This window comes from Streptomyces sp. NBC_00193, assembly GCF_026342735.1.
In the GTDB taxonomy this organism is placed as follows: Bacteria; Actinomycetota; Actinomycetes; order Streptomycetales; family Streptomycetaceae; genus Streptomyces; species Streptomyces stoeckheimensis.
The window spans coordinates 313,700-334,474 of sequence record NZ_JAPEMM010000002.1 but is presented as its reverse complement, the minus strand read 5'-3'; the positions used below and the strand labels follow the sequence as shown (position 1 = coordinate 334,474).

The following is a 20,775-nucleotide window of genomic DNA, read 5'->3' as shown; positions in this document are numbered from 1 at the left end:
CGCTTGGACCGGATCGAGGATCTGCTCGAACCTGCCGCCGGACCGGAGGAGAGGCCGTCCTGGCGTCAGCCCACCGAGGGAGAGGAGCGGTGGGCGGTCACCGTGGCGATCCTGGTGGCCGCCATCAGTCTGGCCAACGCCTGGTCTGCCGTGGGGCTCGTACGGGCTGCTTCGCGGCACCGGGCCGGACGGGGCGCTCGCGCTGCTCGGCCCGGCCGGAGCCGTCTGGGCGACCAATGTGGTCGCCTTCGCACTCTGGTACTGGGAGTGGGACCGGGGCGGCCCGGTGGCCAGAGCACAGGCGACCAAGGCCTACCCCGACTTCCTCTTCCCGCAGATGCAACAGACGGGGATCTCCGCCCCGGACTGGAAACCGTACTTCGGGGACTACCTGTACGTCGCCTTCACCAATGCCACCGCATTCAGCCCGACCGACACCATGCCGCTCACGACGTGGGCGAAGCTGCTGATGATGGTGCAGACGTCGGTGTCGCTGATCGTCGTGCTGCTCGTGGTGTCCCGGGCGGTGGGCATCCTGCAGTGACGGGGGCCCGCCCCCGGCAGGCCGGTGAAGGATCTCGTGCCGGTGCCGGTCGCCAGGTGTTGTTCCCGGTGCCCCGTACACCCGCGCCTTACGGTGGCTTCCGTGACGGAACATGCGGCGGGCGCAACGGGCACGGAGATGGCCGCGGCCCAGCTCAAGGAGCGGATCTACGCGACGATCACCATGATCTCCGTCGTCATCGGCCTCGCGGGCAGCAGCCACGTGGCCGTCCTCGGAGCCGCTGCGACGGTCACGACCGCCTCGGTGGGCTTGTGGCTGGCCGCGCTGGTCGCCGATCAGCAGGCCCACCGAGTGATGCACGGCGCTCTCGCACGGGGACGGGAACTACGCGCGATGCTCTTCGTCAGCAGCCCTCTGTTGCTGTCCGCGGTGGGACCCCTGGTGCTGATCGGCGTCTCGGCACTGGGGGCGATGGGCCTGAAGACGGCCCTGCTCACGGCGGCCGGGGTCAACGTCGCCACCTTGTTCGCGTGGGGGTGCTACGGCGGGATCCGCATGGGCGGAGGAACGGTGTTCGCGCTGCTCGCCGGCGCGATCGACGCGGCGATCGGGACGGCGGTCGCGATGGTCAAGGCCGCCACCGGACACTGACGCCCACAACGGCAGTGGAGGCAGTGAGTACGTCATCAGGTATCCCCGGACTTTTGACCGCTACTGCTCTCCCGACGGGCGCGCAGTCAGTGGGTCTCGGTCGGGCCTGCCCAGGCCGAAGCGAGCCGGCTGCGCATCATAGTCATTCGGATGCGAGGAGTGATGGTGTCGGCCGTATCCAGCTGTCCCTGCTGGCGGACCTGGCCGTTGTCGCCCGTTGTGCTTTCGCCTCACGCCGGGCCTGGCAGGCGATGGCCTGTCAACTGCACGGTGACTCCGAGTCCGGAGCGAGAACACCGGCCCCGCCGAGTGCGCAGCCCTCGCTGACCGCGCCAGGCCGGTCGGCAGAGCTCCTTCACCGGTCGCGGACCGATCGGCAGGCCGCTGACCCAGGCCCCTGTCATCGGCTGCAGTGGGGCCAATGGGGGTATTCAGCGGCGTCTCGGCCCGGGCCACCATGACCAAGACCGTACATGTGCGCAGATGTCGGCCACAGAGCGCACTACTGCGAATCGGTATCCCGAGCGGGTCACCTACGACAGGGACGCGGTCTACGCGATCCTCGACGAGGCCCTCGCCGTCCATGTCGGCTTCAACACCGACCTCGGCCCGGTGGTCATCCCCACCCTCCACATGCGCGTGGGTGACCAACTACTCCTGCACGGTTCCGCGTTCGGGCGCTTCATCACCACCGCCGCGTCCGGCGCGCCGTTGTGCGTGACCGCGACCTTGATCGATGGCGTGATCCTGGGCCGGGCCTCCTCGCACCACTCGGCCGCCTACCGCTCCGCCATGATCTTCGGGACCGCCACGGTGATCGAGGACGAGCAGGAACGCGCGGACGCCCTCGCCGACGTCGTGGAGAGCGTCATTCCCGGCCGGCTGTCCGGGCCGCATGCCGCCCGACGCCCCAACGTCGAGGAAGCCCGGTACACGGCGTGTCTGACCATGCCGATCACGGAGTTCTCGATGAAGGTCCGTGAGGGCTTCGCCCGGGACGAACCCAAGGACGACCAGGTCGAATCCTGGGCGGGCTGGATTCCGCTGACCACCACCCCCGGCACCCCCGTCCCCGACGCGATCACCGGCGACCGCTTCCCCGCCCCCCACTACGACCCGTCCATCCACCGCTTCCGGACGGAGCACCCCTGATGAGCACTCCCGAGGAACGACTGGCCGAAGCCGGTCACGTCCTGCCGGCCATCGCCACACCCGTGGCGGCCTACACCCCGGCTCTGCGCAACGGCCCGTACGTGTTCGTCTCCGGCCAGCTGCCCACGATCGACGACAAGCTGATCCACGTCGGCAAGGTCGGCGCCGAGGTTACCCCCGAGCAGGCCGCCGATGCCGCCCGCCAGTGCGCCCTGAACGCCCTGGCCGCCCTGAAGTCCGCCGTCGGGGACCTCTCTGCCGTCAAGCAGGTCGTCAAGGTCGTCGGCTACGTGAACGGCGACCCCTCGTTCACCTCCCCGCCCGCGGTCATCAACGGGGCCAGCGAACTGTTCGCCGCGGCGTTCACCGGAGCATCCCGAGCCCACGCGCGCAGCGCCGTCGGCGTCGCCATGCTCTCCCGGAACGCCCCCGTCGTCATCGACGTCCAGTCCCCTGTGCACTGGGGAGAGGCTCGGCACCGTTCCACCGGCTGACGCCTCCGCTACCGGCTGTTTGGGATCTGCCCGGAGGGATCCGTCAGGTCACGGTGCGGACAGGCGCTGCGGCGCGGTGCGCCGGATGCCGGTCTTCTCGAAGGCCGCGGCGAGGGCCAGCAGGGCGTTGTCGTCGTAGGCGCGGCCCGCGAAGGTCAGCCCGACGGGCATGCCGGTGTCCGGCATGGTGCCCATCGGAACGGTCACGGTCGGGATGCCGAGGTGGCGGGGGACCAGGTTGCCGTTCGCGACCCAGACGCCGTTGCGCCAGCCGAGCTCGGCGGACGCCTCGTTGACGTCCATGTCCGCGGGGCCCACGTCGGCGACCGCGGGGAACAGCACGGCATCCAGGCCCAGTCCGTCCATCCAGAGCTCCAGGTCGACCCGGCGGGTCTCCTCGAGCCCGCGCAGCCCCTGCTCGAGGTGCGGCATGTCGGTGAGGGAGGCGTACGGGCGCTCGCGCACGAAGCGCGGGTAGTCGCCGATGGTGTCGTCGAAGCCCTCGTAGCGGTCGGGCAGCTCGCCCTGGTGCTTGGGCCAGATGCGGGAGCTGTCGACCTCGGCCAGGCTGGGGAGCTGCGGGTCGCCGTTGGCGCGCAGGAAGTCGTCCCATGCCCAGGCGGACAGGTCCTCGATCTCGAAGGTGAGGAACTCCGGGCTGACCAGTCCGCGGGTGTGGAGCGAGGGCGCACCGGGGCGGTCGGACTCGTAGTTCGAGACGACGGGGAAGTCGACCTCGACCACCTCGGCTCCGGCGGCTTCCAGGTCGCGGCGCGCAGCTTCCCACAGCGCGATGACCGAGGGACGGGTGTCGATGCGCTGCCCGGTCTGCCCGCCGATGCCTCCGTCGGGATTGGTTCCGGCGTCGGGGTCGGCGTTGATGTACATCGCGGGCACCCCGACGCGCTTGCCGGAGAGCGCGTCGTGCGCGGCCTGGGCGCCGGCGGGTGCGAGCGCGGGGTACGAGGCGGGTCGTACCTGCGAGGCCGGGGGCAGCGCCACCCACGGCTGTGCGCGCCACAGGTCCCCGCGCGTGTTCGGGTCGTCGGCGACGATGACGTCGAGCAGTTCGAGCAGGTCGGCCATGGTGCGGGTGTGCGGGACGACGACGTCCATGGTCGGTACCAGCGGCCAGTTGCCGCGGACCGAGATCACACCGCGGCTGGGGGTGTAGGCGCACAGCGCGTTGTTCGAGGCGGGGGCGCGGCCCGAGGACCAGGTCTCCTCGCCGAGGCCGAACGCGCCGAAGGACGCCGCCGTCGCGGTACCGGAGCCGTTGGAGGAGCCGGAGCCGTAGGCACTGGTGAGCCAGTCGGCGCTGTACGGGCTCTCCGCGCGGCCGTACACGCCGCGCTGCATGCCGCCGTTCGCCATCGGCGGCATGTTGGTCAGGCCGATGAGGACGGCCCCGCCCGCGCGCAGCCGCTCGATGGCGAAGGCGTCGTGCTGGGCCACGAGGTGCTCGAAGGCGGGGGAGCCGGAAGCTGCGGTCAGTCCCTCGGCGAGGTAGCTGTCCTTCGCGGTGTACGGGATGCCGTCCAGCGGACCGAGCGTCTCGCCCCGCGCACGGCGTCCGTCGGAAGCCTCGGCATCCGCACGGGCGCCCGGGTTCATCACGACCATCGCGTTGAGAGCGGTGGCCGTACCGGGCCGGTCGTACGCCTCGATCCGCGCGAGGTAGGCGTCGAGCAGCCCGACAGAGGTGGTCTCGCCCTTCTCCAGCGCCGCGCGCAGGTCGGCGATACAGGTCTCCACAACATCGAATCCGCGCGTCATACGGCTGCCTCCTGGGATCGGGTCGGACTGGCGAGCGCCCGGCGCATCGGGCCGGGCGAGCGGGAATCGACCCACCCTGCCATCCTGACTAGATTTTCAGTCTAGAGTAGAGATCTAGATTTCCGGAACCGAGGTGAGCCAGCTCATGCCGACGTCAGAGACCGGGCCCGCGCGGCCGCAGCACCCTGCCCTGCCGCAGGGTGTGAAGGGGGCGGGGACCGACGCCGGTGCTGCTTCCCGGCCGGCTGCTACGGCCCCGGTCGACAGGAAGCGTCAGCCCAGCGGGGACGAGGCGCGGGGGCGGGCGATGCGGGCCGCCATCAGTGTCATCGCAGAGAAGGGCACCGCGGCCCTGCGGATGTCGGACATCGCCGCGCGGGCCGGCATGAGCACCGGGCACATCCTCTACCACTTCGGCAAGAAGGACCGCCTCCTGCTCGAAGTCCTCGCATGGAGCCAAGCGGACCTCTGGGCCCGCTTCCGGGAGGCCTGCGACCGGGCCGCATCGCCTGCGGAGAAGCTGGACCTGTTCGTCCGCTTCTACCTGCCCCGCCACCAGGGTGACGAACGCTATGCCCTGTGGACGCAGGTGCTGGCCCAGCGCCACGACGAAGCGGGCCGGCACGTCCTCACCGCGCTGCTGGACGGCTGGGACGAGCGGCTGGAAGCCATCCTTCGGGAGGGCATGGACCTGGGACACTTCGCCGAGGTGGACGTTGCCGAGTTCACCATCCGGGCCGTGGCCATGCTGAGCGGTCTCTCCGAAGACGTGATGTTCGGACGGTCTCGCTGGCAGGACACCTCCGCGCACGCGTTCGCCCTGACCGCCCTCGAACGCGAACTGCGTCCGACCGGTCAGGCGTGACGACGCCCGCACCTCCCCGAAGTGGACGGCCGACGCCGTGGTCACCGCTCAGCCGGGACCGTGCCGGGGCTGGAAGCGGATCGGGGCCCGGACGCGGGCCTTGCGGGCGGCACGGCGGAAGACCGTGAGGACGGCGGGGCCGGCCAGGCAGATGCCGACGAAGGCGCAGCCGAACATCCGGTACGGCGTCCAAGGGCCCACCCCGCCGCTGATGAGGGCGGAGGCGAGAGCGAGGTGCAGCCCAGGGTGAAGCCGAAGCCCGGGCCGTAGACCCGTCCGGCCAGGACGAGGGCCTCGACCTCGACAACACGGCCGCGGCCACACCCATCGGCATGGGCTGCCGCCTCTGCGAACGCCTCGACTGCCCCCAGCGAGCCGTACCGCCCCTGGGCCGGACCCTCGCCGTCGACGAGAACACCAGCACCTTCATCCCCTACCCCGTATCCCGCGACCGGGGGTGAGCATCAAGCCCGAACCAACCGCCTCGCCTCGGCCTCGGTCACAGGATCCCCGGCCCGCGCCCCGTGCAGCACATGGGCGAGCACCTCGGCGCCCCGGACCACACGCGGACCGGGTCGGTTGAAGTAGGCGGGCCCGTCCAGCACCCACACCTGCCCCGTTCGTACGGCGGGCAGTTCCTCCCAGCCGGCCAGCGAGGTGAGCAGATCGATCTCGGTCAAGGTCCGTTCGGGCGGGAACCCGCACGGCAGCACCAGGACGACGTCCGGGCGTGCCTCGCGCACTGCGTCCCACGTCATCGGTGTGGTGTGCTCTCCGGGCGCGGCCAGCAGCGGTTCCCCGCCCGCACACGTGATCTGCTCCGGCACCCAGTGTCCGGCGGGCCACAGAGGGTCGAGCCACTCGATGGCCACCACCCGGGGCCGAGGCCGGCCCGCCGTCGCGCGCCGTACCCCGGCGAGCCGGTCGAGCAACTCGCTGCGCCGCCGCTCGGCCGCTTCACGGACTCCCAACAGCTCGCCCACGGTGACGAGGCAGTCCAACACGTCGTCCAGGGTTCGCGGTTCCAGGCTCAGAACACGGGGTCCGGCGTCCATGAGGCGCACCGCCCGGGAGACAGCCTCGTAGGACACCGCACAGACCTGGCAGAGGTCCTGGGTGAGCAGGACGTCCGGGGCGAGCGCGGCAAGAGCCTCGGTGTCCAGGGTGTAGAGCGAGGATCCGCTGTGTGCCGCGCCGCCCACCGCGGCGGAGATCTCCCGGCTGCTGAGTGCGTCCGCGTCGAATTCGGCGCGGGTGACGACGGGAACCGAGGCGACCACCGCGGGTGGCCAGTCGCATTCATGGGTGCGTCCGACCAGGTCGGCGGCGAGTCCGAGGTCCACCACGATGTCCGTGGCCGCGGGAAGCAGGGAGACGATGTGCATGCACCGACTCTAGGCGCGCCACAGAGGGGCTGGACTCAAACGGGAGAGCGGGACAGCCTGACCCGATGCATCGACCGGAACCCTGGCCAGGCTGCTTCTTTCAGCCCTGGCTGAGGTTAACGGCCGTGTGCCTGCTTGCGCTTCGCGCGGCGAACCGTGGACTCCAGCAGAAGGCCGATCAGTTCGGTCTCGCTCGTCCTGGTCAGTAGCCGCTTGGGCACGATCAACAGGCCGACCTTCCAACCGAGGCGGCCGGTCACCACGTAGACCCGCTCCGTCTCGTAGTAGCGGTACATGGTGCGCCACGGCACCCGCATGAGTTCCTCGGAGCCTCGGGAGACGACGCAGCCGGCGTGGTCGATGACGGCCTGCTTCTCCCCAGTGGCCTGGTCGGCACGGAACATGCGGCCGGCCAGTATCGGGGGAAGGATCAGGCCGAGCGCACCATAGACAAGAGCGAGCGCCAGCAGACCCGTGTTGATCGGGTCGGCGCTACCGGGCTTCAGGCTCAGCACCGCCAGCAGGACCGCGGCCACGAGGACGAGCCCGCGCAGGTGTCGGAACCATCTGGTTGCTGCGAGGGCCTCGTCGAACTCCTCCCGCGTCAGGGTTCCGCTGAAGGTGATGGTTGTCTGCCGTATGTCGTCCACGGGCGCGGAGCCTACAGGTCCTCGTGCTCCGTGCCCGCCCAGACGATGAGCCCGTCCTCCCGGAGATCCGCCCACGGCTCCCGGTGCAGGCTCAGATACGCGTCGAAGGCGCCCTCGCCGAACGTCTCGACCATGCGCTTGTAGTCGGTCGGGAGCGCCGTGCTTGCGGGTCGAGGTCGTCGGGCAGGTACATGTAGCCGCCGGTCGGACGCACCGGCAGGCCATCCACGTCCCGCTGTCAGCTATCCGATTTTGCGTCCTCGGGTCCGGCGGACGGTGATCCGGACCTCGGCGGTGAGGCCACGGGCGTTGAGGAATTCTCGGGCCTCGGGAACGGTCGATGCGGTCAGGGTCGTGAGGAGCCGTCGTGGCGAAGCAGTGTCGTCGACGACGAGTCGGGTGTGAAGGCGCGGAGAGACCGGCGTTCCGTGGAGCGTGGTGCGACCCGAGTGCACACCCCGGCATCGCGAGGAGACGGGCGGTGACCGCACCCGTGACGGCGCGGCCTTCCAGGGAAGTGGCCGGGCCGTCCAGGGGCAGCTGCCGGAGGGTGCGGCGGCGCAGCTGGAGGAGGAGCAGGGCCGCCGCGGTGAGAGCGGCCAGGACCAGGGCGGCGGTGACGCCTGCGCTCCAGCCGGGTGGGCGCGGCCGGTCGCCCAGGCCTGGGGTTCGAGCCAGCGTCCGCGGCTGCTGAAGTCCGTCCACCAGCGCGGTGTCCGGCGCCGGGCGGCGGTGTGCGCAGCGAGTGCGGCCGTGCCGACTGCGAGGAGCAGGCAGCCGCCGGCCAGCAGGGCGAGCCGGTTGACGGTGTTACGCGTACGGTCCATCGGCTTCTCCTTCCTCCTGCGGAGTGGGCGTCGGGTGCCACGAGGGGCTCGGGCGCACGCGCACGCGCACGCGAGTTCGCGCAGGCGCGGCCGGCCCCCACTCCTGCACCGCGCCCGTGACGGCTTCCGTGACGCCGTCACGGGCGTGGGACCGGTCGCCGTGGGCAAGGTCGGCCCAGACGGTCAGCCGCCTTCGGCCTACCCGTATGCGGGCGCCGGTGACGCCGGGGACCTGACAGACGGCAGCACGCACCAGGTGTGAGGCGGAGCGCCGGCCGATGACGGCGCGTACGCCCGGGTCGGACGTGGACATCACCAGATCGCTTCGGTGTCCGGGAGCGAGAGCCAGCACGATCATCCACAGACCTGCCACGACGAGCGTTCCTGCGGCCCAGGACGGTGTGGTCGCCGGACCGTGGCCGGTGAGCCAGCCGAGCACCTGTCCTCGCCACGGCGCCGGTGCTCGTCCCCGGAGGTGCACGGCGGCCACATCCCGGAGCAGGGCTGCGGTCACGGCCAAGGCCAGGACCGCCAGGACTCCGACCGGGAGACGGCGTTCGGACCATCTGCGCCCGCGCGCCCGTTCCGGCGGGGAAGCAGCCGGGCCGGCGACGAGGGCCGGTGCGCCGTGGATCGTTGCGAGTGCGCGGACACCGATGCGCGGGGCGGGTACGTGCAGCCCCGTCAGGTGCGCGGTGCGCTCGGCGACATGCTCTTGTACGGCGTGGGCGGCCTCGCCTGCCACGCCGCGGTAGCCGAGGGCGATGTCCACGCCGACCTCGGCCGAGTGCCCGCGTACCGAGGCAGTCCCTCTGCGCACCGTGCCGCCGGAGCCGGTGAGTGCTTCCCGCGCGGCCTGCTCGGCGACCTTGCGAACCACTCGGTCGGCGATCGTGGTCATGCCCCGCTCCCGTGGCGTCACCGCCTGCCCTGTTCACGGGACACCAGCAGGTCACGGAGGTCGCCCCCGTGCTCCAGGAACCGGCCGGCCGCGAAGCCGAGTGCTCCGAGAGCGGCGACCAGCAGGAAGGCGCCGAATCCGCCGAACCAGCCGGCGAACGCCAACGCCGTGCCGACCAGGAGGCCCAGCACGTCTTTGCCCATCACTCCGCCTTTCGTGACACTCGGAACAGGTACCGGAGGGCTGCGTTCACTCGACCCTGTTCTCGGTCAGGGTGGCCGGCTCGGCGTCCTGGGGAAGGTGGACGTCATTGACGGCCACGTTCACCTCGACGACCTCCAGCCCGGTGATGCGCTCCACCGCCGCGATCACGTTCTCGCGCACGTCGCGGGCGACGTCGGTGATCGGGACGCCGTACTCGACGACGAGATCGACGTCGATCGCCGTCTGACGCTCACCGACTTCCACCTTGATCCCGCGTCCGACGTCGGGGCGGCCGCCGGGCACCCGGTCGCGCACCGCGCCCAGGGTGCGCGACAGGCCGCCGCCCATGTCGTGGACACCGGGGATCTCGCGTGCTGCCATGCCTGCGATCTTGACCACGACGACGTCGGCGATGGACGTCTTCCCGCGGGTGGACGCAGGCTCCGAGGCGCCGCTCTGCCCCGTGCTCAATGTCGTGGTGGCCGAGCCGTCCTTGCGGGTGGTGGTGACCGGGGCCAGTTCCTGCGTGCTCATCGTGCTCCTCCGAGGAGATCGACGGTGAAAGTGCCTTGCGTACGTTCGACACCGGCCACGGCAGTCCCGTTACGCACCGGTTCCGAATGAAGCGGAAGGAAAGATTTCCGGCGCGGTGCCCGTAACGCGGGGGGCACTGGCGGTGTCCAACGAGGTGAACGCGAAAGGAGCCGCCACGTGACGGCTGAGCGGGACGCAAGGCCACAGCGCCCGGGAGTGGTGGACCGGCCCGACGACGCCCTCCTCGCCGTCAGGGCGGCGGAGGGAGACGAGGAGGCCTTCGAGCGCCTGGTCCGCCGACACGGCCCCGGCATGCTGCGGCTTGCCTCGCAGCTCCTGGGGAACAAGGCGGAAGCCGAGGACGCCGTCCAGGAGGCCTTCGTCAGCGCATGGCGCAAACTCCCCGAATTCCGCGGCGATGCGGGATTCGCCACCTGGCTGCACCGGATCGTCACCAACCGCTGTCTGAACACACTGCGGGCCCGGCGCCCCGCCACCGACATCGACGATCTGCCCGACCAGGCCGCGCCCGACCACCAGAGTTCCCCCGAGCGCGCGGCCGAATCCCAGGCCGCCGTTCACGCCCTCGGCAAGGCGATGGGCGTCCTGTCGCCGGAACAACGCGCCTGCTGGATCCTGCGGGAGATCGAGACGATGTCGTACGAGATGATCGCGGAGACGGTCGGAATCAGCCAGGAAGCCGTACGGGCCAGAGTGTTCCGGGCACGGCGCAGTCTCACGGAGGCGATGAGCGCATGGCGATGAACCAACCCCGCGAGCCTGAGCCACAAAGCCCCGCCGAGGCCGAGGACGACGGCTTCCTGCCGTGCGGAAGGGACCTGGCGGACCTGTGGGACCGGCAGGACCGGCACGGCGCGGGCCCTGAGCCTTGGCCCGCCGACCCCCACACCGCCGAGTGCCCCCACTGTGGCGCGGCGCTCGAGGACTTCGCCCGCCTTCGCGACGCCGTCCACCGCGACGGCCAGGAGACCGGAGCCGACTGGGAGGCCGATGCCGCTCGGCTCACCGCCAGCGTCATGGACGTCGTACGCCTGGAACTCCGCCCCGGCCGTACCCTCGCCCTGGGGGAGGCGGACGAGGACGCATGGATGTACGAAGCCGTCGCCGCCCGCGTATTCCGTGCGGCAGCCGAACGGGTCCCCGGGGTTCGCGCGGGCAGCTGCCGCATCAGCCCCACACCCTCCTGCGACGCACAGGCCCGGACGCCCGCGCAGGTCCGGATCGAGGTCTCCGTCGAGATCTCCCGGGACCTGCAGGCCACCGCGGACCGCGTCCGCCGGAGCATCGCGGCAGCCTCTGAACACGACCTGGGCATGAACATCGCCGCCATCGATGTGGCCATTGCCGACATCCATCAAGAAGCCTTGGGCGAGGAACCACGATGACCACAGCGAACAACGCCGAACGGGCCCTGGTGATGGCCGGCCAGGCAGTCCTGGGCGTCAAGGGCGTCGCCTTCCTCAAACCCGCCCTGGGCGATCTGCTGCGCACCGCGGTCACCTCCGCAGCAGCACTCCGGTCTCCGGCCACCGCTCCCCAACGCCCGCCAGGCATCCGGATCACCAGCCTCCCGGGGAAAGGGCAGGTCGTCGAGGTCCACGTCGTCCTGCTGCGCGGGCATCGGGCCCTGGACGTCACGCGAGCCATCCGCGAGACCGTCCAGGCGGTCCACGCCTCCACGCAGCCGATCCCGGTTCACGTCACCGTGACCGTGACCGGGATCGTCTCCACCGCGCCGCACGATCAGCCGGCCCACCCCGGTACGTAGGTGCCCAGAGTCACCAGAACCAGCACCCACCCCGCCAGCACCGCGATCGCCGCACCCAGCCGCGCCCCGTGCGCATCGGAAAGGGGCGCAGGCGCCGGACTGGCCACCGGGTCCCACACCACCCGTACGTCCCGTGCGTCGCGCACAGAAGGCTCTTCCATGTGTCCTGGTGCCGAGGGTGCCGCGCTTGCCGCTGGTCCGAGCTCCACTGCAGGTGTGCTCGGACCCCGGCGAGGGGGCCCGCCGTGCGCGACGGACTCCGGGCTGCGACTGGCCGGCAGGGCAGCGGCGCGCGGCTGGATGTCGGCCCGCTGGGCAAGGCCCTGAAGGAAGCGCCGATACGCCTCACGCCGTTTGCCGGTCGGCTGACTGCGTCCGGACTCCCAGGAGCGGACGGTGGCTGCCCGTACGCCGAATGCCACCGCGACCTGCTGCGGAGTCAGGTCCCACAGTTCGCGGAGCCTGCGACGTTCGTCCGGCGAGGGAAGGGAGTGCGGGGCAGTGGCTCGGGCCGGCTGCCGGGACAGTGTGTGCGAGGACGTCATGCCTATAGGACAATCCGGCAGTATCCCCGTTACGGGCGCAGATTGAAGATCACCCGTATGTCGCAGCCGCCAATGGCGTTCCACGCCCGGGCGAGGCCGCCTCGGGCTTGAGCACCGGGCCGGATGGCCTGTCGCCCGACGGGGAACCGGTTGCCCGGTGGGCGGCCCTCGAGCAGCCCGACCGGACGACCGATCGCGGGGGTATCACTCCTGGTTCAGAGGCAGGGCGATGTCGGTGACCTGCTGCTTGTTCGGGAACGCTCCGAGGCTGCTCGCCTTGCCGGTGAGCAGGTTGATCTCGTAGAGGCTATGGCCGTTGCCCGCGTCGAGGGCGGCGAAGCCCTTGTTCAGGCCGGACTCGGGTGAGTGATAAATGTCGAATCCGGCATCGAGGGCGGCGTTGACACCGAGACTGCCCGTGGGGGCGAGGGTGCCGGCGTTGGCCGGGGACTGCAGGGAGATCCGGTCGGCCATCGTGTCGAGGTCGAACAGCGTGGTGCCGGTCGCGGCGTTGAGATCGTTGTTGGTGTAGGCGGCGCCGGTGACGCCCAGCGCGGTCGAGGGCGGGGTGGTGGGGTTGGCGAGCGTACCGTCCACCGTGGTGGTCAGCGCGGCGGCGTTGTCGTCGATGTTGTGGCGCAGGTTCTGTCCCGTGTCGGAAATGACGCGCAGACGGTTGGCGGCCGGGTTGAAGTCGACTCCGAACCGCATGCCCGACAGGGCGACGGTGAGCTGGGAGACCTTGGTCGCCTTCGCGTCGGCGGTGCTCAGGGTGTAGATGCCGCCTTGGTCACCGACGCCGTACAGCTGCTCGTTGTGGACGCGGAAGTCGATTCCGACGAGCTTGGCGTCGCCGACCAGGCCGGATACCTTGCCCAGCGACCGGGTCTTGGAGGGCTTGTCGACGTCGAACTCCACCAGCCGCTGCTCGGAGGTGAGCCCGACGGCCGTCAGGCCGCGGTGTTCCACGGCAGGCCGCGACTCCGGCGGCGTGCCGATGCCGGATCCCGCGGCGAGGGCCGGAGCGGCGCAGGCGGCCGCCAGAACGGCGGACAGGGCGAGAACAGTGCTGCGAGTACGCATGATCACCTTTTACGAGGGCGAGTGTGGTCCGGCCAGGGGCTGGCAGGCTCCACGCGTCCTTCGGAGCCGGCCCACCCACGGACGTGGCCCGCGCCCGCAGTCCACTCCAACGGCGCAGTCGCGCCGTCTTCCATGCCGTGGGTGACACCTCGGTGGCTTCGCAAGGGCCGGCGCCGAGGACCCGCAGGGTGGGCGGCGGGCCGGATCAGGGAGACCGGACCCGTAGCTCGCCGTGTCGCGGTACGGGGTGACGTCCTTCTCGACGGACCAGGCGATGCCATCAGGCGCGGGCGCGCAGGCCCGTGGCCCGACGCCGGCCGGAGCCGGCCCCTGCGGGGCGGCAGGCACCGGGCGTCGGCCGGGGGACGGCCGGATCCCCCGCCGCCGTCCGCGTCAGAGCTTCCCGAAGGCGACCCCGCGCCAGGTCCACCCCGCGGCGAGCACCGCCTCGCGGAGGGGGTCCTTGAGGTCCGCGTTGTCGAAGCGGAACGCTTCGGTGGCCCCGAGCCCGCCGTCGTCCCCGCGCTCGACCTTCCAGCGCCGGGACACCGTGGTGACCTGCCCGCGCGCGGCTTCCGCCGACAGGGCCAGCCGGGGCGTACCTCCCAGCCACGTGACCTCGAACTGCCGGTCGACGCTGCGGACCTCGCGGGCGGCCGCGTCCAGGCGCAGCCGGATCTGGAGCACACGGCTCACCTGGGTCCGGGCGAAGAAGGTGTGCCACGCGGGCTCCTGGATCCGCCACTCCGCCACCAGGTCGGCGCCCTCGGGGGCGCCCCCGCGCACGACGTACGGCGCGTCCGCCGCGAAGAGCCCGAGCAGTGCCGCCCGTACCTCCTCGGCGGAGCGCGGTGCGATGCCGCGGTCGGGGTGCCTGGTGCCGGTGAGTTTGTCGAAGAGACCCATCGCACCAACCTAGGGACACCCGGCCGTTCGATACAAGATCGAACGATCCGGAGCGGCTCCTACGATCCGGAGCGGCTCCTACGACCCCGCCGCCGTGTCCGGGCCCACCGTGCGCAGGAACTCCTGGAAGTCGCCCAGGACGCCGTCGTGCTGCTCCGCGGTGGCGGTCAGCACCATCCGGATCACCGCACGCTTGCGCGGGTCGTGGACGTCCAGCATGGACAAGTAGACCTGGGACTGGACGAGCTCGCGGCGCACGCCGCCCGCGACCGCCGAGAAGCTCACCCGCTGGGTCAGGCCCGGCGCGCCCTCGGGGCCGATCTCCCGGCGGGCGGCCACCACCACGGACTCGCCGGCCTCGCGCAGGCGCTCCACCGACGCGTCGGCGAGCTCGTCCAGCGTCACCTCGTCCGGCCGGTACTCGCCGTCGATGGTGATGTTGGCCGTGAAGCCGGAATCCGGCTGCGGATGCAGCGCGACGAAGGCCACGCCCGGAGCGCCGACCTCGTCCGGAGGGGCGGGCTGCCAGCCCTCCGGCAGCCGGAACTCGATCGGTACGGGCAGTGTCGTGGGCATCGCGCGCTTTCCTTCTTTCTGTCTTTCTTTCTGTCCTCAGGCGGAAACGTGGGTCAGTCGAACCAGCTGCCGACAGTGTCCTTGACCGAGCCCGCCGCATCGCCGACGGCATGGGCGGCGTCCCCGACCGCGTCGGCCGCGTCGCCGGCGGCGTCGGCCACCTTCGCCGGGTCGATCGTGAACTCCGCTCCGACGGAACCGCCGAGGCCGAGGGCGACGCCCACCTTGCCGCCGACGTGGAACTTGCCGTCGTCGCCCTTGCCGAAGGTCACCTTCGCCTCGGCGCCCGCTCCGGCCCATCCCTCGGCCGTGGCACCGGCCCCGATCCCGGCGACCTCGGCGCCCCCGGCGACGCTGCCCTTCGCCCCGGCGAAGGCCTTCGCCCCGGCGTTCAGGCCCTCCAGGCCGACGCCGGCACTGGCCTGCGCCTCGGCTCCGGCGAACCCTTCGGCCCGGCCGTAGCCCTCCACGTACCCGTATCCCGCGCGCCCCTCGGTCAGGGCCCGGCCACCCGCGGACACCTCGGCCTTGCCCGTGAGGCCCTTGTCCGTGATGCCGACGTTGGCACTGGCCCGGGCCCCTGCGTAGGCGTCGGCGATACCGGAGAGCCGCATCGAGCCGTTGCTGAGGGATCCCTGCGCCGTCGCGTGGCCGAGCTCGGCGTACGCCTGGGCCGAGCCCTCCTTGCCGTACTTGGGCCCGGAGGCCTTGGCGCCCGCGCCGGGCCCGGTCGCCGACGCGGAGCCCTCGGCCTGCCAGCCGTTGGTCTTCGTGCCCACCTCGGCGTCCTTGGACCGGGGGAGCGGGACCTCGGCCAGGTCGCCTTCGGGGTGGGCGTTGAACCCGCCGATGGTCTGGTCGGCCCCCTTGCCGAAGGCGTCGCGGTTGCCGTCGACGACGGCGGCCTCCAGGGCGGCCTTCACGTGCTGATCGGCTTCGGAAGCGGCCTTCACGCGGTCGTCGAGGTACTGCTGCCACGAGGTGACCGCCGTGCGGATGGAGGCTTCGCCGTCGGGGTCGTGGTGGTAGGCGCTGCGCTCGGCGGGGGTCAGCTTGGAGTAGTCGAAGGCGACGCGGCCCTGCTCCGACACGGTCATCCCGGCGGCGACCGCGTCGTCCCGCGCGCTCTGGAGCTTCGACTTGAGATCGGTGAACACGGCGTGGGCGTCCAGCAGCAGGCTCGCGACGGCCTTGGCCTGGGTCTGCGCCGCGGCGTACTCGTAACGGGTCGCCGCGAAACCCGACTGCGCGGCGCCCGCGCTGACGCCGGCCCAGGTCTGGCCCAGCGTGATCTTCTGGACGCTGTCGCCGTAGCGGGTCTCGACCTTCTTCAACTCGCCCGCCATGGCCTCCCACTTGGCCGCCGCGGCCGTCAGCAGGCCCAGGTCCGTGGTCATGACCTCGTGATACGTCAGCACCGCAGCCCCCTACAGACCGTTCAGCTTCGAGCCGGATGCCAGGAACTGGTTGCCCAGTCCGGTGTCGTTGCGCACGAAGAGCCCCGAGGTCCCGCGCAGCGCGCCCTTCTCGGAGGACAGACGGCCCATCAAGGTCCGCACCTGCTGGTCCCAGGTGTCCGACACCTTCTTCAGGGCGCCGGCCGTGTCCCAGCCCTCGAAGCCCTTCTGGGCCGTGCTGGTGGCGTCGTCCGCGTGCTCGGAGGCCTTCTTGGTGTTCGGCTCCAGCTCGGTCTCGATGGTGTTCGCCGCGGCCTGCTTCTCGGCGGGCGTCGAGGCGAAGTCACCGGACCCGCCCGGAGCGAACGGCCCCGTGGGTGCGCCGTTCAACCGCACGGCCACGTCGTGGTCCGTGGCGCCCGCGCGCTCACGCTCCCACTCCTGCGCGAAATCCCCTGACATGATGCTCCCCCGTCCGAAGGGCAAGATCATATACATGCCAAACGAGCGGAGGTCAACCACCCCGTGCGCAGGGGTGGCGGACGCTCTGGCCGACCGGTCATCTGACCGAAGCGTGCCGTTCTTGTCCCTGCTGTGTAACAGGCGTCTGGGAGCCCCGTGATGGGGGAAATTCGCTACTGCAGGACGCCGGGGCGCCGGTAAGGAGCAGGTGGGAGCCATGACGGGCCGCCGTCAACTCCGCGGAGCCATCGCGGTCTGCGGTCATCATCGGGAGTCGACAGCGGCCGCTCAGGGCCGCCCACGGGGGAACACCATGAACACTGCTGCCCGTACGAGTCGCAGAGGCTGGAAGTCCTACGTCATCGGGGCCGCGACGGTCACCGCCCTGCTCGCGTCCGCGGCGTGCTCGCCGAGCGGGGGCGACGGGCCGGGCGACGGCAAGCCCACCGCCAAGCCGAGCAACCCGAGCAACCCGAGCACGACGAGCCCGTCGGGCACCCCGGGCGACACCGGCTCCCCGAGCACGCCGAAGCCCGGCGGCACGCCCTCGGCGAAGCCGAGCCCGGCACCGAGCGCCACCGGCGGCAGCGGCGACGGGGCCGTCGCCGTCTGCGCCCCGGGCGACGTCTCGATCACCTCCAGCACCGAGGACGAGATCAGCAAGGGCGTCCGGCACATCCTCCTCACCCTCACCAACACCAGCCAGAAGGCGTGCAAGGTCTACCGCTATCCGCAGGTCCAGATCGGCGACGCCCGGCGCCTGGTTCCCGAGATCAAGGAGAGCGCCCCGACGCCCGGGACGCCGTACGAGACCATCGCGCCGGGCAAGCAGACGCACGCCGCGCTGCTCCTGAACGGACCCATGGACGAGGCCCCGGCGAAGACCATGACCGTCCAGCTTCAGGACACCACGGCCGGGAGCAAGAAGGGAGAACCGATCAAGGTCGCCCTGCCCGGCGTCGACACGGTCTACTACAACGACTTCGCCAAGGTCACCCACTGGATGACCGCCTCGGGTCTGGCCCTGCGCTTCATCATGTCGTCCTGACCGTCCGGCCCTCCGGGCCGTCCTCTAAGGTGACTCCACCGGCCGGTCCGCGCGCTCCGCGCGTGCGGGCAACGGCCTTGTGGACAGGGGGAGTCGGTGGAGTCACTGCGGCCCGGCGACCCGCCGGAGATCGGCGGGTACCGCCTGCTGGCGCGGCTCGGCGAAGGCGGCATGGGCGAGGTCTTCCTGGCCCGGACGGCGTCCGGCCGGCCGCTGGCCCTGAAGACCGTCCACCGGGAGCTGAGCCGGGATCCCGACTTCGCCGACCGCTTCACGCGGGAGATACGCGCCAACGACCGCGTACGTTCCGCGTGGACGGTCTCGGTGGTGGATTTCAGCGCTCCGGGGGCGTCCCCGCAGTGGCTCGCCACGGAGTACGTCGCCGCGCCCTCCCTTGGCGAGTGGGTGCACCGGCACGGACCGCTGACCGGCCCGGCCGTGTGGAGCCTGGCCCGGGAACTGTCGGCCGCGCTCGTGGCCGTACGGGCGGCGGGCGTGGTCCACCGCGACATCAAGCCGGGGAACGTGCTGCTCGGCCGGGAGCGGCCCTTCCTCATCGACTTCGGCATCGCGCGCGCCGTGCACGACCCGCGCCACACCCGGACGGGAGCGGTGATCGGCACACCCGGGTTCCTCGCGCCGGAGCAGGCGACCGGAGCCGTGGCCGAGGCCCCGGCGGACGTCTTCTCGCTCGCCGCGGTACTCGTCTACGCGGCCACCGGGCGCAGCCCCTTCCTGGCCGACGGCGAGGAGCTCGAACTCCCCGGCCTCCTCTACCGGATCGTGCACGACGAGCCCGCCGTGGACGGAGTTCCGGACGGGCTCCGCCCGCTGCTCGGCGAGTGCCTGGCCAAGGATCCGCAGGCGCGCCCGACCGCCGACGAGGTACTGACCCGGATCGGCGCGGCAGGGCAGGAGTGGAGCGCGGCGGTACCACCTGCGCTCGCGGCGGACGTGGGCAGCCGGGAGGCCACGCTCCAGGGCATCCTGGCGGCGTCCCAGCCGCAGTCCGTGCCCGTTCCCGTGCCGGCGGCGCCGCCAGCGCCGCCTTCGGCGTTCGCGGCGACGCCGCCGCTTCCCGCTCCGCTTGCGGCCGGGACGCGACGGGTGCCCTGGGTGGCGGGGGCGGTCGGCGCCGCCGTCCTCGTCGTTGCGGCCACCCTCGTGATCAAGATGCCGTGGGGCGGGGATGGCAACGGCGACGGGGGTGGGGACGGGCGCGGACCGGCGACCCCGTCCGCGTCGGCTTCCGGCTCCGCATCGGCGTCGGCGATGCCGCGGTCGTGGGTCGGCACGTGGACCGGCACCGGACCCGGAACCCCCGACGCGGACGGCATCACACGGGCCAGGACGGGCGAGTTCTCCGTCACGGTCACGCTGAACGCGGGCTCCGTCGGAGACCTCGTGGGCCGGCAGGTCAGCGAGGTGAAGGAGACCGCCTCAGGGCGGAACCTGGGGTGCACGGAGGCCCTGGAACTACGGCAGACGAGCGCGGACAGGGCGGTCTTCGCAGCGGTGACCAGCCATCCGACCGACCCCGCGGCCACCTTCGACTGTCCCAAGGGCAACCTCTACGTGCTGACCCTGACGGAGCCCGACCGGCTGACCCTGGAGACCGAAGGGGCCCAGTCGGCGGGCGCCCCGGCCAACCTGACCCGCAGTCACTAGGCGGTCTCCTCCGGACCGGGCCGTGCCGAGAGGCGCCGCACGGTGGTGTGGCCGAGCCAGCCGGCCGCCGCGCCGACCGCGTACCAGAACAGGTCGGGCGGATTGAAGGTGGACCCGAGAACGAGCCGGGCGAGCCCACTGTGCCGGGAGAGTTCCGCCGGTACTCCGGTGAGCTGGAGGAACTCCACCGCCCAGCTCACCGCGAGAGCGCAGGCAGCGGCCCGCAGGGCCGTCACCCGTGGCAGGGCCAGCACGATGAGGGCGAAGATCAGTACGGTGTACAGCGCGTCTCCGCCGTACTTGGCGGGGCTCCCCGTCGCCACGGCCCGTAGCCCCAGCCCCGCGCCGACGGTCACGAGCACCGCCGCGGCCGCCGCGAGACGGGTCCGGGCCCGGTTCCGGCCGGTTCCGGCACGGGCACGCCCCGCAGGCGAGTAGGTGGTCATGGGCCCACCCTGCCAGACGGTTGACGCCCGCCGTCTCCGTCTCCGTCTCCGGCTCCCGCGAGGCTCCGGCTCCCGTTCCCGCTTCCGTCGCGGAGCGGAGGGGCATGTGGGCCGCGTACCCAGGCGGGTTGAGTAGGGCGACTCATGCAGGCCAGGGCGGTGGCCGACACGCTGGAGGCACGAAGACCGCACACCCCGTCCCGGAGGTTCGATTCCATGATCAGCCACGTCGCCGCCGCCCTGGCCCCGGTGTTCGGGCGGATGACCGTCTCCGCGGACCCGTCGGGCCCCGTCGTCGGCGGGACCATCCTGGCCGCCAACCACACCAGCCTGGCCGACCCCGTCGTCGTGGTCGCCGCGCTGCGCCGGCTCGGAGTCGAGCCGGTGATCATGGCCACGGCCGGGCTGTGGCGGATCCCGGTGCTGGGCGGGGCGCTCGCCCGCGAAGGGCACATCCCGGTCCACCGGGGAACGGCCCGCGCGGCCGGTTCACTCGCCGACGCCGCCCGGGCACTGGCGGCGGGACGGTGCGTGCTGATGTACGGGGAAGGCGGGATCCCCACCCGGCGCGACTCGGGGGAAGCCGCGCCCCTGCCCTTCCGCAGCGGCCTGGCCCGCCTCGCCCTGGCCACCGGAGCACCCGTCCGCCCCGTCGGTCAGGCGGGCGTCCGCCGGGTGAGCTCGGGGACGACGGCCAAGCAGCTCGCCGGAGTCCTCACGGCCCCGGTCCGTCGGCCGCGGGTCCATGTGCACGTGGGCGCGCCCCTGTTCCTGCCCGACGGGCTCCCCGAAGCGACGGCCGCGGCCCACGGGGCGGTCACCTCGGCCTGGCACACCGCACTGTTCGGCCTCGCAGGCGTCGGAGTCGGAGTCGGCGTCGGCACGCCGTAGGCCGCGCGGAGCATCGGCTC

Annotated in this window: 26 protein-coding genes and 2 pseudogenes; 12 read left to right on the top strand and 16 right to left on the bottom strand. The window is 71.8% G+C overall.

Features of this window, described 5'->3' with window-relative positions; all coding sequences use genetic code 11:
- The first annotated feature begins 238 nt into the window (after positions 1-238).
- From OG898_RS29655 to OG898_RS29640, 4 genes are all read left to right on the top strand, one after another.
- On the top strand, positions 239-544 hold the full coding sequence (locus OG898_RS29655) for a hypothetical protein (protein WP_266961076.1): 306 nt from the start codon (positions 239-241) through the stop codon (positions 542-544).
- A 102-nt stretch (positions 545-646) separates the two neighbouring features.
- Entirely contained in the window at positions 647-1,156 is a 510-nt protein-coding gene (locus tag OG898_RS29650; protein WP_266961074.1) for a hypothetical protein, read from the top strand.
- A gap of 483 nt (positions 1,157-1,639) precedes the next feature.
- Positions 1,640-2,308 carry a pyridoxamine 5'-phosphate oxidase family protein gene (locus OG898_RS29645; protein ID WP_266961072.1) on the top strand — a complete coding sequence of 223 codons (669 nt, stop codon included), beginning with the start codon at positions 1,640-1,642 and terminating at the stop codon, positions 2,306-2,308.
- Positions 2,308-2,802 carry a RidA family protein gene (locus OG898_RS29640; protein ID WP_266961070.1) on the top strand — a complete coding sequence of 165 codons (495 nt, stop codon included), beginning with the start codon at positions 2,308-2,310 and terminating at the stop codon, positions 2,800-2,802. The genes OG898_RS29645 and OG898_RS29640 overlap by 1 nt, the downstream gene beginning before the upstream one ends.
- A 48-nt stretch (positions 2,803-2,850) precedes the next feature.
- Here the strand turns inward: OG898_RS29640 and OG898_RS29635 are convergent, their stop codons facing one another.
- Positions 2,851-4,578 carry an amidase gene (locus OG898_RS29635; protein WP_266961068.1) on the bottom strand — a complete coding sequence of 576 codons (1,728 nt, stop codon included), beginning with the start codon at positions 4,576-4,578 and terminating at the stop codon, positions 2,851-2,853.
- Between the two features lie 145 nt (positions 4,579-4,723).
- Between OG898_RS29635 and OG898_RS29630 the strand changes: the two genes are divergently transcribed.
- Complete coding sequence (locus OG898_RS29630; protein WP_250743328.1) at positions 4,724-5,443, top strand: TetR/AcrR family transcriptional regulator; 720 nt, start codon at positions 4,724-4,726, stop codon at positions 5,441-5,443.
- A gap of 48 nt (positions 5,444-5,491) precedes the next feature.
- On the opposite strand, the pseudogene OG898_RS29625 reads toward OG898_RS29630, so the two are convergent.
- Positions 5,492-5,733 (bottom strand): annotated as a pseudogene (locus tag OG898_RS29625) (hypothetical protein); the annotation flags it as partial.
- Between OG898_RS29625 and OG898_RS29620 the strand changes: the two are divergent.
- Positions 5,731-5,904: pseudogene (locus tag OG898_RS29620) on the top strand (short-chain fatty acyl-CoA regulator family protein); the annotation flags it as partial. The pseudogenes OG898_RS29625 and OG898_RS29620 sit on opposite strands and share 3 nt — an antisense overlap.
- Positions 5,905-5,907: 3 nt before the next feature.
- Here OG898_RS29620 and OG898_RS29615 read toward each other — a convergent pair.
- The 7 genes from OG898_RS29615 to OG898_RS29585 all read right to left on the bottom strand — a co-directional run bounded on the left by OG898_RS29615 (position 5,908) and on the right by OG898_RS29585 (position 9,944).
- Positions 5,908-6,828, bottom strand: coding sequence for a cobalamin-binding protein (locus tag OG898_RS29615; protein WP_266961065.1), 921 nt, complete (start codon positions 6,826-6,828; stop codon positions 5,908-5,910).
- Positions 6,829-6,944: 116 nt separating this feature from the next.
- A complete protein-coding gene (locus tag OG898_RS29610; protein ID WP_266961063.1) occupies positions 6,945-7,478 on the bottom strand; it encodes a hypothetical protein in 534 nt (177 codons plus the stop codon).
- An 11-nt stretch (positions 7,479-7,489) separates the two neighbouring features.
- Entirely contained in the window at positions 7,490-7,612 is a 123-nt protein-coding gene (locus OG898_RS29605) for a hypothetical protein (protein WP_266961061.1), read from the bottom strand.
- A 108-nt stretch (positions 7,613-7,720) separates the two neighbouring features.
- Positions 7,721-8,305 carry a hypothetical protein gene (locus tag OG898_RS29600; protein WP_266961059.1) on the bottom strand — a complete coding sequence of 195 codons (585 nt, stop codon included), beginning with the start codon at positions 8,303-8,305 and terminating at the stop codon, positions 7,721-7,723.
- Complete coding sequence (locus OG898_RS29595; RefSeq protein WP_266961057.1) at positions 8,289-9,206, bottom strand: DUF6286 domain-containing Asp23/Gls24 family envelope stress response protein; 918 nt, start codon at positions 9,204-9,206, stop codon at positions 8,289-8,291. The genes OG898_RS29600 and OG898_RS29595 overlap by 17 nt, the downstream gene beginning before the upstream one ends.
- Before the next feature lie 17 nt (positions 9,207-9,223).
- Positions 9,224-9,409 (bottom strand): hypothetical protein, encoded by a 186-nt coding sequence (locus tag OG898_RS29590; RefSeq protein ID WP_266961055.1) that lies wholly within the window; start codon positions 9,407-9,409, stop codon positions 9,224-9,226.
- Positions 9,410-9,455: 46 nt separating this feature from the next.
- Positions 9,456-9,944, bottom strand: coding sequence for an Asp23/Gls24 family envelope stress response protein (locus OG898_RS29585; protein ID WP_266961053.1), 489 nt, complete (start codon positions 9,942-9,944; stop codon positions 9,456-9,458).
- A gap of 177 nt (positions 9,945-10,121) precedes the next feature.
- Between OG898_RS29585 and OG898_RS29580 the strand changes: the two genes are divergently transcribed.
- From OG898_RS29580 to OG898_RS29570, 3 genes are read left to right on the top strand one after another with little or no spacing between them, the layout of a single operon-like run.
- Positions 10,122-10,709, top strand: coding sequence for an RNA polymerase sigma factor (locus OG898_RS29580; RefSeq protein WP_266961051.1), 588 nt, complete (start codon positions 10,122-10,124; stop codon positions 10,707-10,709).
- Entirely contained in the window at positions 10,700-11,350 is a 651-nt protein-coding gene (locus OG898_RS29575; RefSeq protein WP_266961049.1) for a hypothetical protein, read from the top strand. Before OG898_RS29580 ends, OG898_RS29575 begins: the two co-directional genes overlap by 10 nt.
- Positions 11,347-11,733, top strand: coding sequence for an Asp23/Gls24 family envelope stress response protein (locus OG898_RS29570; protein WP_266961047.1), 387 nt, complete (start codon positions 11,347-11,349; stop codon positions 11,731-11,733). The genes OG898_RS29575 and OG898_RS29570 overlap by 4 nt, the downstream gene beginning before the upstream one ends.
- Here OG898_RS29570 and OG898_RS29565 read toward each other — a convergent pair.
- From OG898_RS29565 to OG898_RS29540, 6 genes are all read right to left on the bottom strand, one after another.
- Positions 11,709-11,894: a hypothetical protein gene (locus tag OG898_RS29565; protein ID WP_266961045.1), complete on the bottom strand. Its 186-nt coding sequence runs from the start codon at positions 11,892-11,894 to the stop codon at positions 11,709-11,711. The two genes, OG898_RS29570 and OG898_RS29565, sit on opposite strands and share 25 nt — an antisense overlap.
- Positions 11,895-12,482: 588 nt before the next feature.
- The gene (locus OG898_RS29560; protein ID WP_266961043.1) at positions 12,483-13,361 is read right to left on the bottom strand and encodes a DUF4394 domain-containing protein; all 879 of its coding nucleotides are present in this window, start codon (positions 13,359-13,361) and stop codon (positions 12,483-12,485) included.
- Positions 13,362-13,754: 393 nt separating this feature from the next.
- Positions 13,755-14,267 (bottom strand): hypothetical protein, encoded by a 513-nt coding sequence (locus OG898_RS29555; protein WP_266961041.1) that lies wholly within the window; start codon positions 14,265-14,267, stop codon positions 13,755-13,757.
- Positions 14,268-14,345: 78 nt separating this feature from the next.
- Positions 14,346-14,843, bottom strand: a complete 498-nt coding sequence (locus tag OG898_RS29550) for a hypothetical protein (protein WP_250743332.1) — start codon at positions 14,841-14,843, stop codon at positions 14,346-14,348.
- A 53-nt stretch (positions 14,844-14,896) separates the two neighbouring features.
- The gene (locus tag OG898_RS29545; protein ID WP_266961038.1) at positions 14,897-16,240 is read right to left on the bottom strand and encodes a hypothetical protein; all 1,344 of its coding nucleotides are present in this window, start codon (positions 16,238-16,240) and stop codon (positions 14,897-14,899) included.
- A gap of 30 nt (positions 16,241-16,270) precedes the next feature.
- Positions 16,271-16,702, bottom strand: coding sequence for a hypothetical protein (locus OG898_RS29540; protein ID WP_250743334.1), 432 nt, complete (start codon positions 16,700-16,702; stop codon positions 16,271-16,273).
- Between the two features lie 313 nt (positions 16,703-17,015).
- Between OG898_RS29540 and OG898_RS29535 the strand changes: the two genes are divergently transcribed.
- Together OG898_RS29535 and OG898_RS29530 are read left to right on the top strand one after the other, a co-directional pair.
- Positions 17,016-17,750 carry a DUF4232 domain-containing protein gene (locus OG898_RS29535; protein WP_266961035.1) on the top strand — a complete coding sequence of 245 codons (735 nt, stop codon included), beginning with the start codon at positions 17,016-17,018 and terminating at the stop codon, positions 17,748-17,750.
- 96 nt (positions 17,751-17,846) lie between these two features.
- Positions 17,847-19,418 (top strand): serine/threonine-protein kinase, encoded by a 1,572-nt coding sequence (locus OG898_RS29530; RefSeq protein ID WP_266961033.1) that lies wholly within the window; start codon positions 17,847-17,849, stop codon positions 19,416-19,418.
- On the opposite strand, the gene OG898_RS29525 is transcribed toward OG898_RS29530, so the two are convergent.
- The gene (locus tag OG898_RS29525; protein ID WP_266961031.1) at positions 19,415-19,864 is read right to left on the bottom strand and encodes a DUF2809 domain-containing protein; all 450 of its coding nucleotides are present in this window, start codon (positions 19,862-19,864) and stop codon (positions 19,415-19,417) included. The genes OG898_RS29530 and OG898_RS29525 overlap by 4 nt on opposite strands.
- A 216-nt stretch (positions 19,865-20,080) precedes the next feature.
- Here OG898_RS29525 and OG898_RS29520 point away from each other — a divergent pair, with 216 nt between their 5' ends.
- Positions 20,081-20,755, top strand: coding sequence for a 1-acyl-sn-glycerol-3-phosphate acyltransferase (locus tag OG898_RS29520; RefSeq protein ID WP_250743338.1), 675 nt, complete (start codon positions 20,081-20,083; stop codon positions 20,753-20,755).
- Positions 20,756-20,775 lie beyond the last annotated feature (20 nt).

Bases quoted from the DNA above. Each gene is read 5' to 3' on its own strand.
- OG898_RS29590 (WP_266961055.1), bottom strand. From the start codon at position 9,409: ATGGGCAAAGACGTGCTGGGCCTCCTGGTCGGCACGGCGTTGGCGTTC.
- OG898_RS29630 (WP_250743328.1), top strand. From the start codon at position 4,724: ATGCCGACGTCAGAGACCGGGCCCGCGCGGCCGCAGCACCCTGCCCTG.
- OG898_RS29555 (WP_266961041.1), bottom strand. From the start codon at position 14,267: ATGGGTCTCTTCGACAAACTCACCGGCACCAGGCACCCCGACCGCGGC.
- OG898_RS29535 (WP_266961035.1), top strand. From the start codon at position 17,016: ATGAACACTGCTGCCCGTACGAGTCGCAGAGGCTGGAAGTCCTACGTC.
- OG898_RS29560 (WP_266961043.1), bottom strand. From the start codon at position 13,361: ATGCGTACTCGCAGCACTGTTCTCGCCCTGTCCGCCGTTCTGGCGGCC.
- OG898_RS29645 (WP_266961072.1), top strand. From the start codon at position 1,640: ATGTCGGCCACAGAGCGCACTACTGCGAATCGGTATCCCGAGCGGGTC.
- OG898_RS29595 (WP_266961057.1), bottom strand. From the start codon at position 9,206: ATGACCACGATCGCCGACCGAGTGGTTCGCAAGGTCGCCGAGCAGGCC.
- OG898_RS29540 (WP_250743334.1), bottom strand. From the start codon at position 16,702: ATGTCAGGGGATTTCGCGCAGGAGTGGGAGCGTGAGCGCGCGGGCGCC.
- OG898_RS29550 (WP_250743332.1), bottom strand. From the start codon at position 14,843: ATGCCCACGACACTGCCCGTACCGATCGAGTTCCGGCTGCCGGAGGGC.
- OG898_RS29520 (WP_250743338.1), top strand. From the start codon at position 20,081: ATGATCAGCCACGTCGCCGCCGCCCTGGCCCCGGTGTTCGGGCGGATG.
- OG898_RS29615 (WP_266961065.1), bottom strand. From the start codon at position 6,828: ATGCACATCGTCTCCCTGCTTCCCGCGGCCACGGACATCGTGGTGGAC.
- OG898_RS29570 (WP_266961047.1), top strand. From the start codon at position 11,347: ATGACCACAGCGAACAACGCCGAACGGGCCCTGGTGATGGCCGGCCAG.
- OG898_RS29545 (WP_266961038.1), bottom strand. From the start codon at position 16,240: ATGACCACGGACCTGGGCCTGCTGACGGCCGCGGCGGCCAAGTGGGAG.
- OG898_RS29525 (WP_266961031.1), bottom strand. From the start codon at position 19,864: ATGACCACCTACTCGCCTGCGGGGCGTGCCCGTGCCGGAACCGGCCGG.
- OG898_RS29640 (WP_266961070.1), top strand. From the start codon at position 2,308: ATGAGCACTCCCGAGGAACGACTGGCCGAAGCCGGTCACGTCCTGCCG.
- OG898_RS29605 (WP_266961061.1), bottom strand. From the start codon at position 7,612: ATGGTCGAGACGTTCGGCGAGGGCGCCTTCGACGCGTATCTGAGCCTG.
- OG898_RS29635 (WP_266961068.1), bottom strand. From the start codon at position 4,578: ATGACGCGCGGATTCGATGTTGTGGAGACCTGTATCGCCGACCTGCGC.
- OG898_RS29600 (WP_266961059.1), bottom strand. From the start codon at position 8,305: ATGGACCGTACGCGTAACACCGTCAACCGGCTCGCCCTGCTGGCCGGC.
- OG898_RS29565 (WP_266961045.1), bottom strand. From the start codon at position 11,894: ATGGAAGAGCCTTCTGTGCGCGACGCACGGGACGTACGGGTGGTGTGG.
- OG898_RS29575 (WP_266961049.1), top strand. From the start codon at position 10,700: ATGGCGATGAACCAACCCCGCGAGCCTGAGCCACAAAGCCCCGCCGAG.
- OG898_RS29585 (WP_266961053.1), bottom strand. From the start codon at position 9,944: ATGAGCACGCAGGAACTGGCCCCGGTCACCACCACCCGCAAGGACGGC.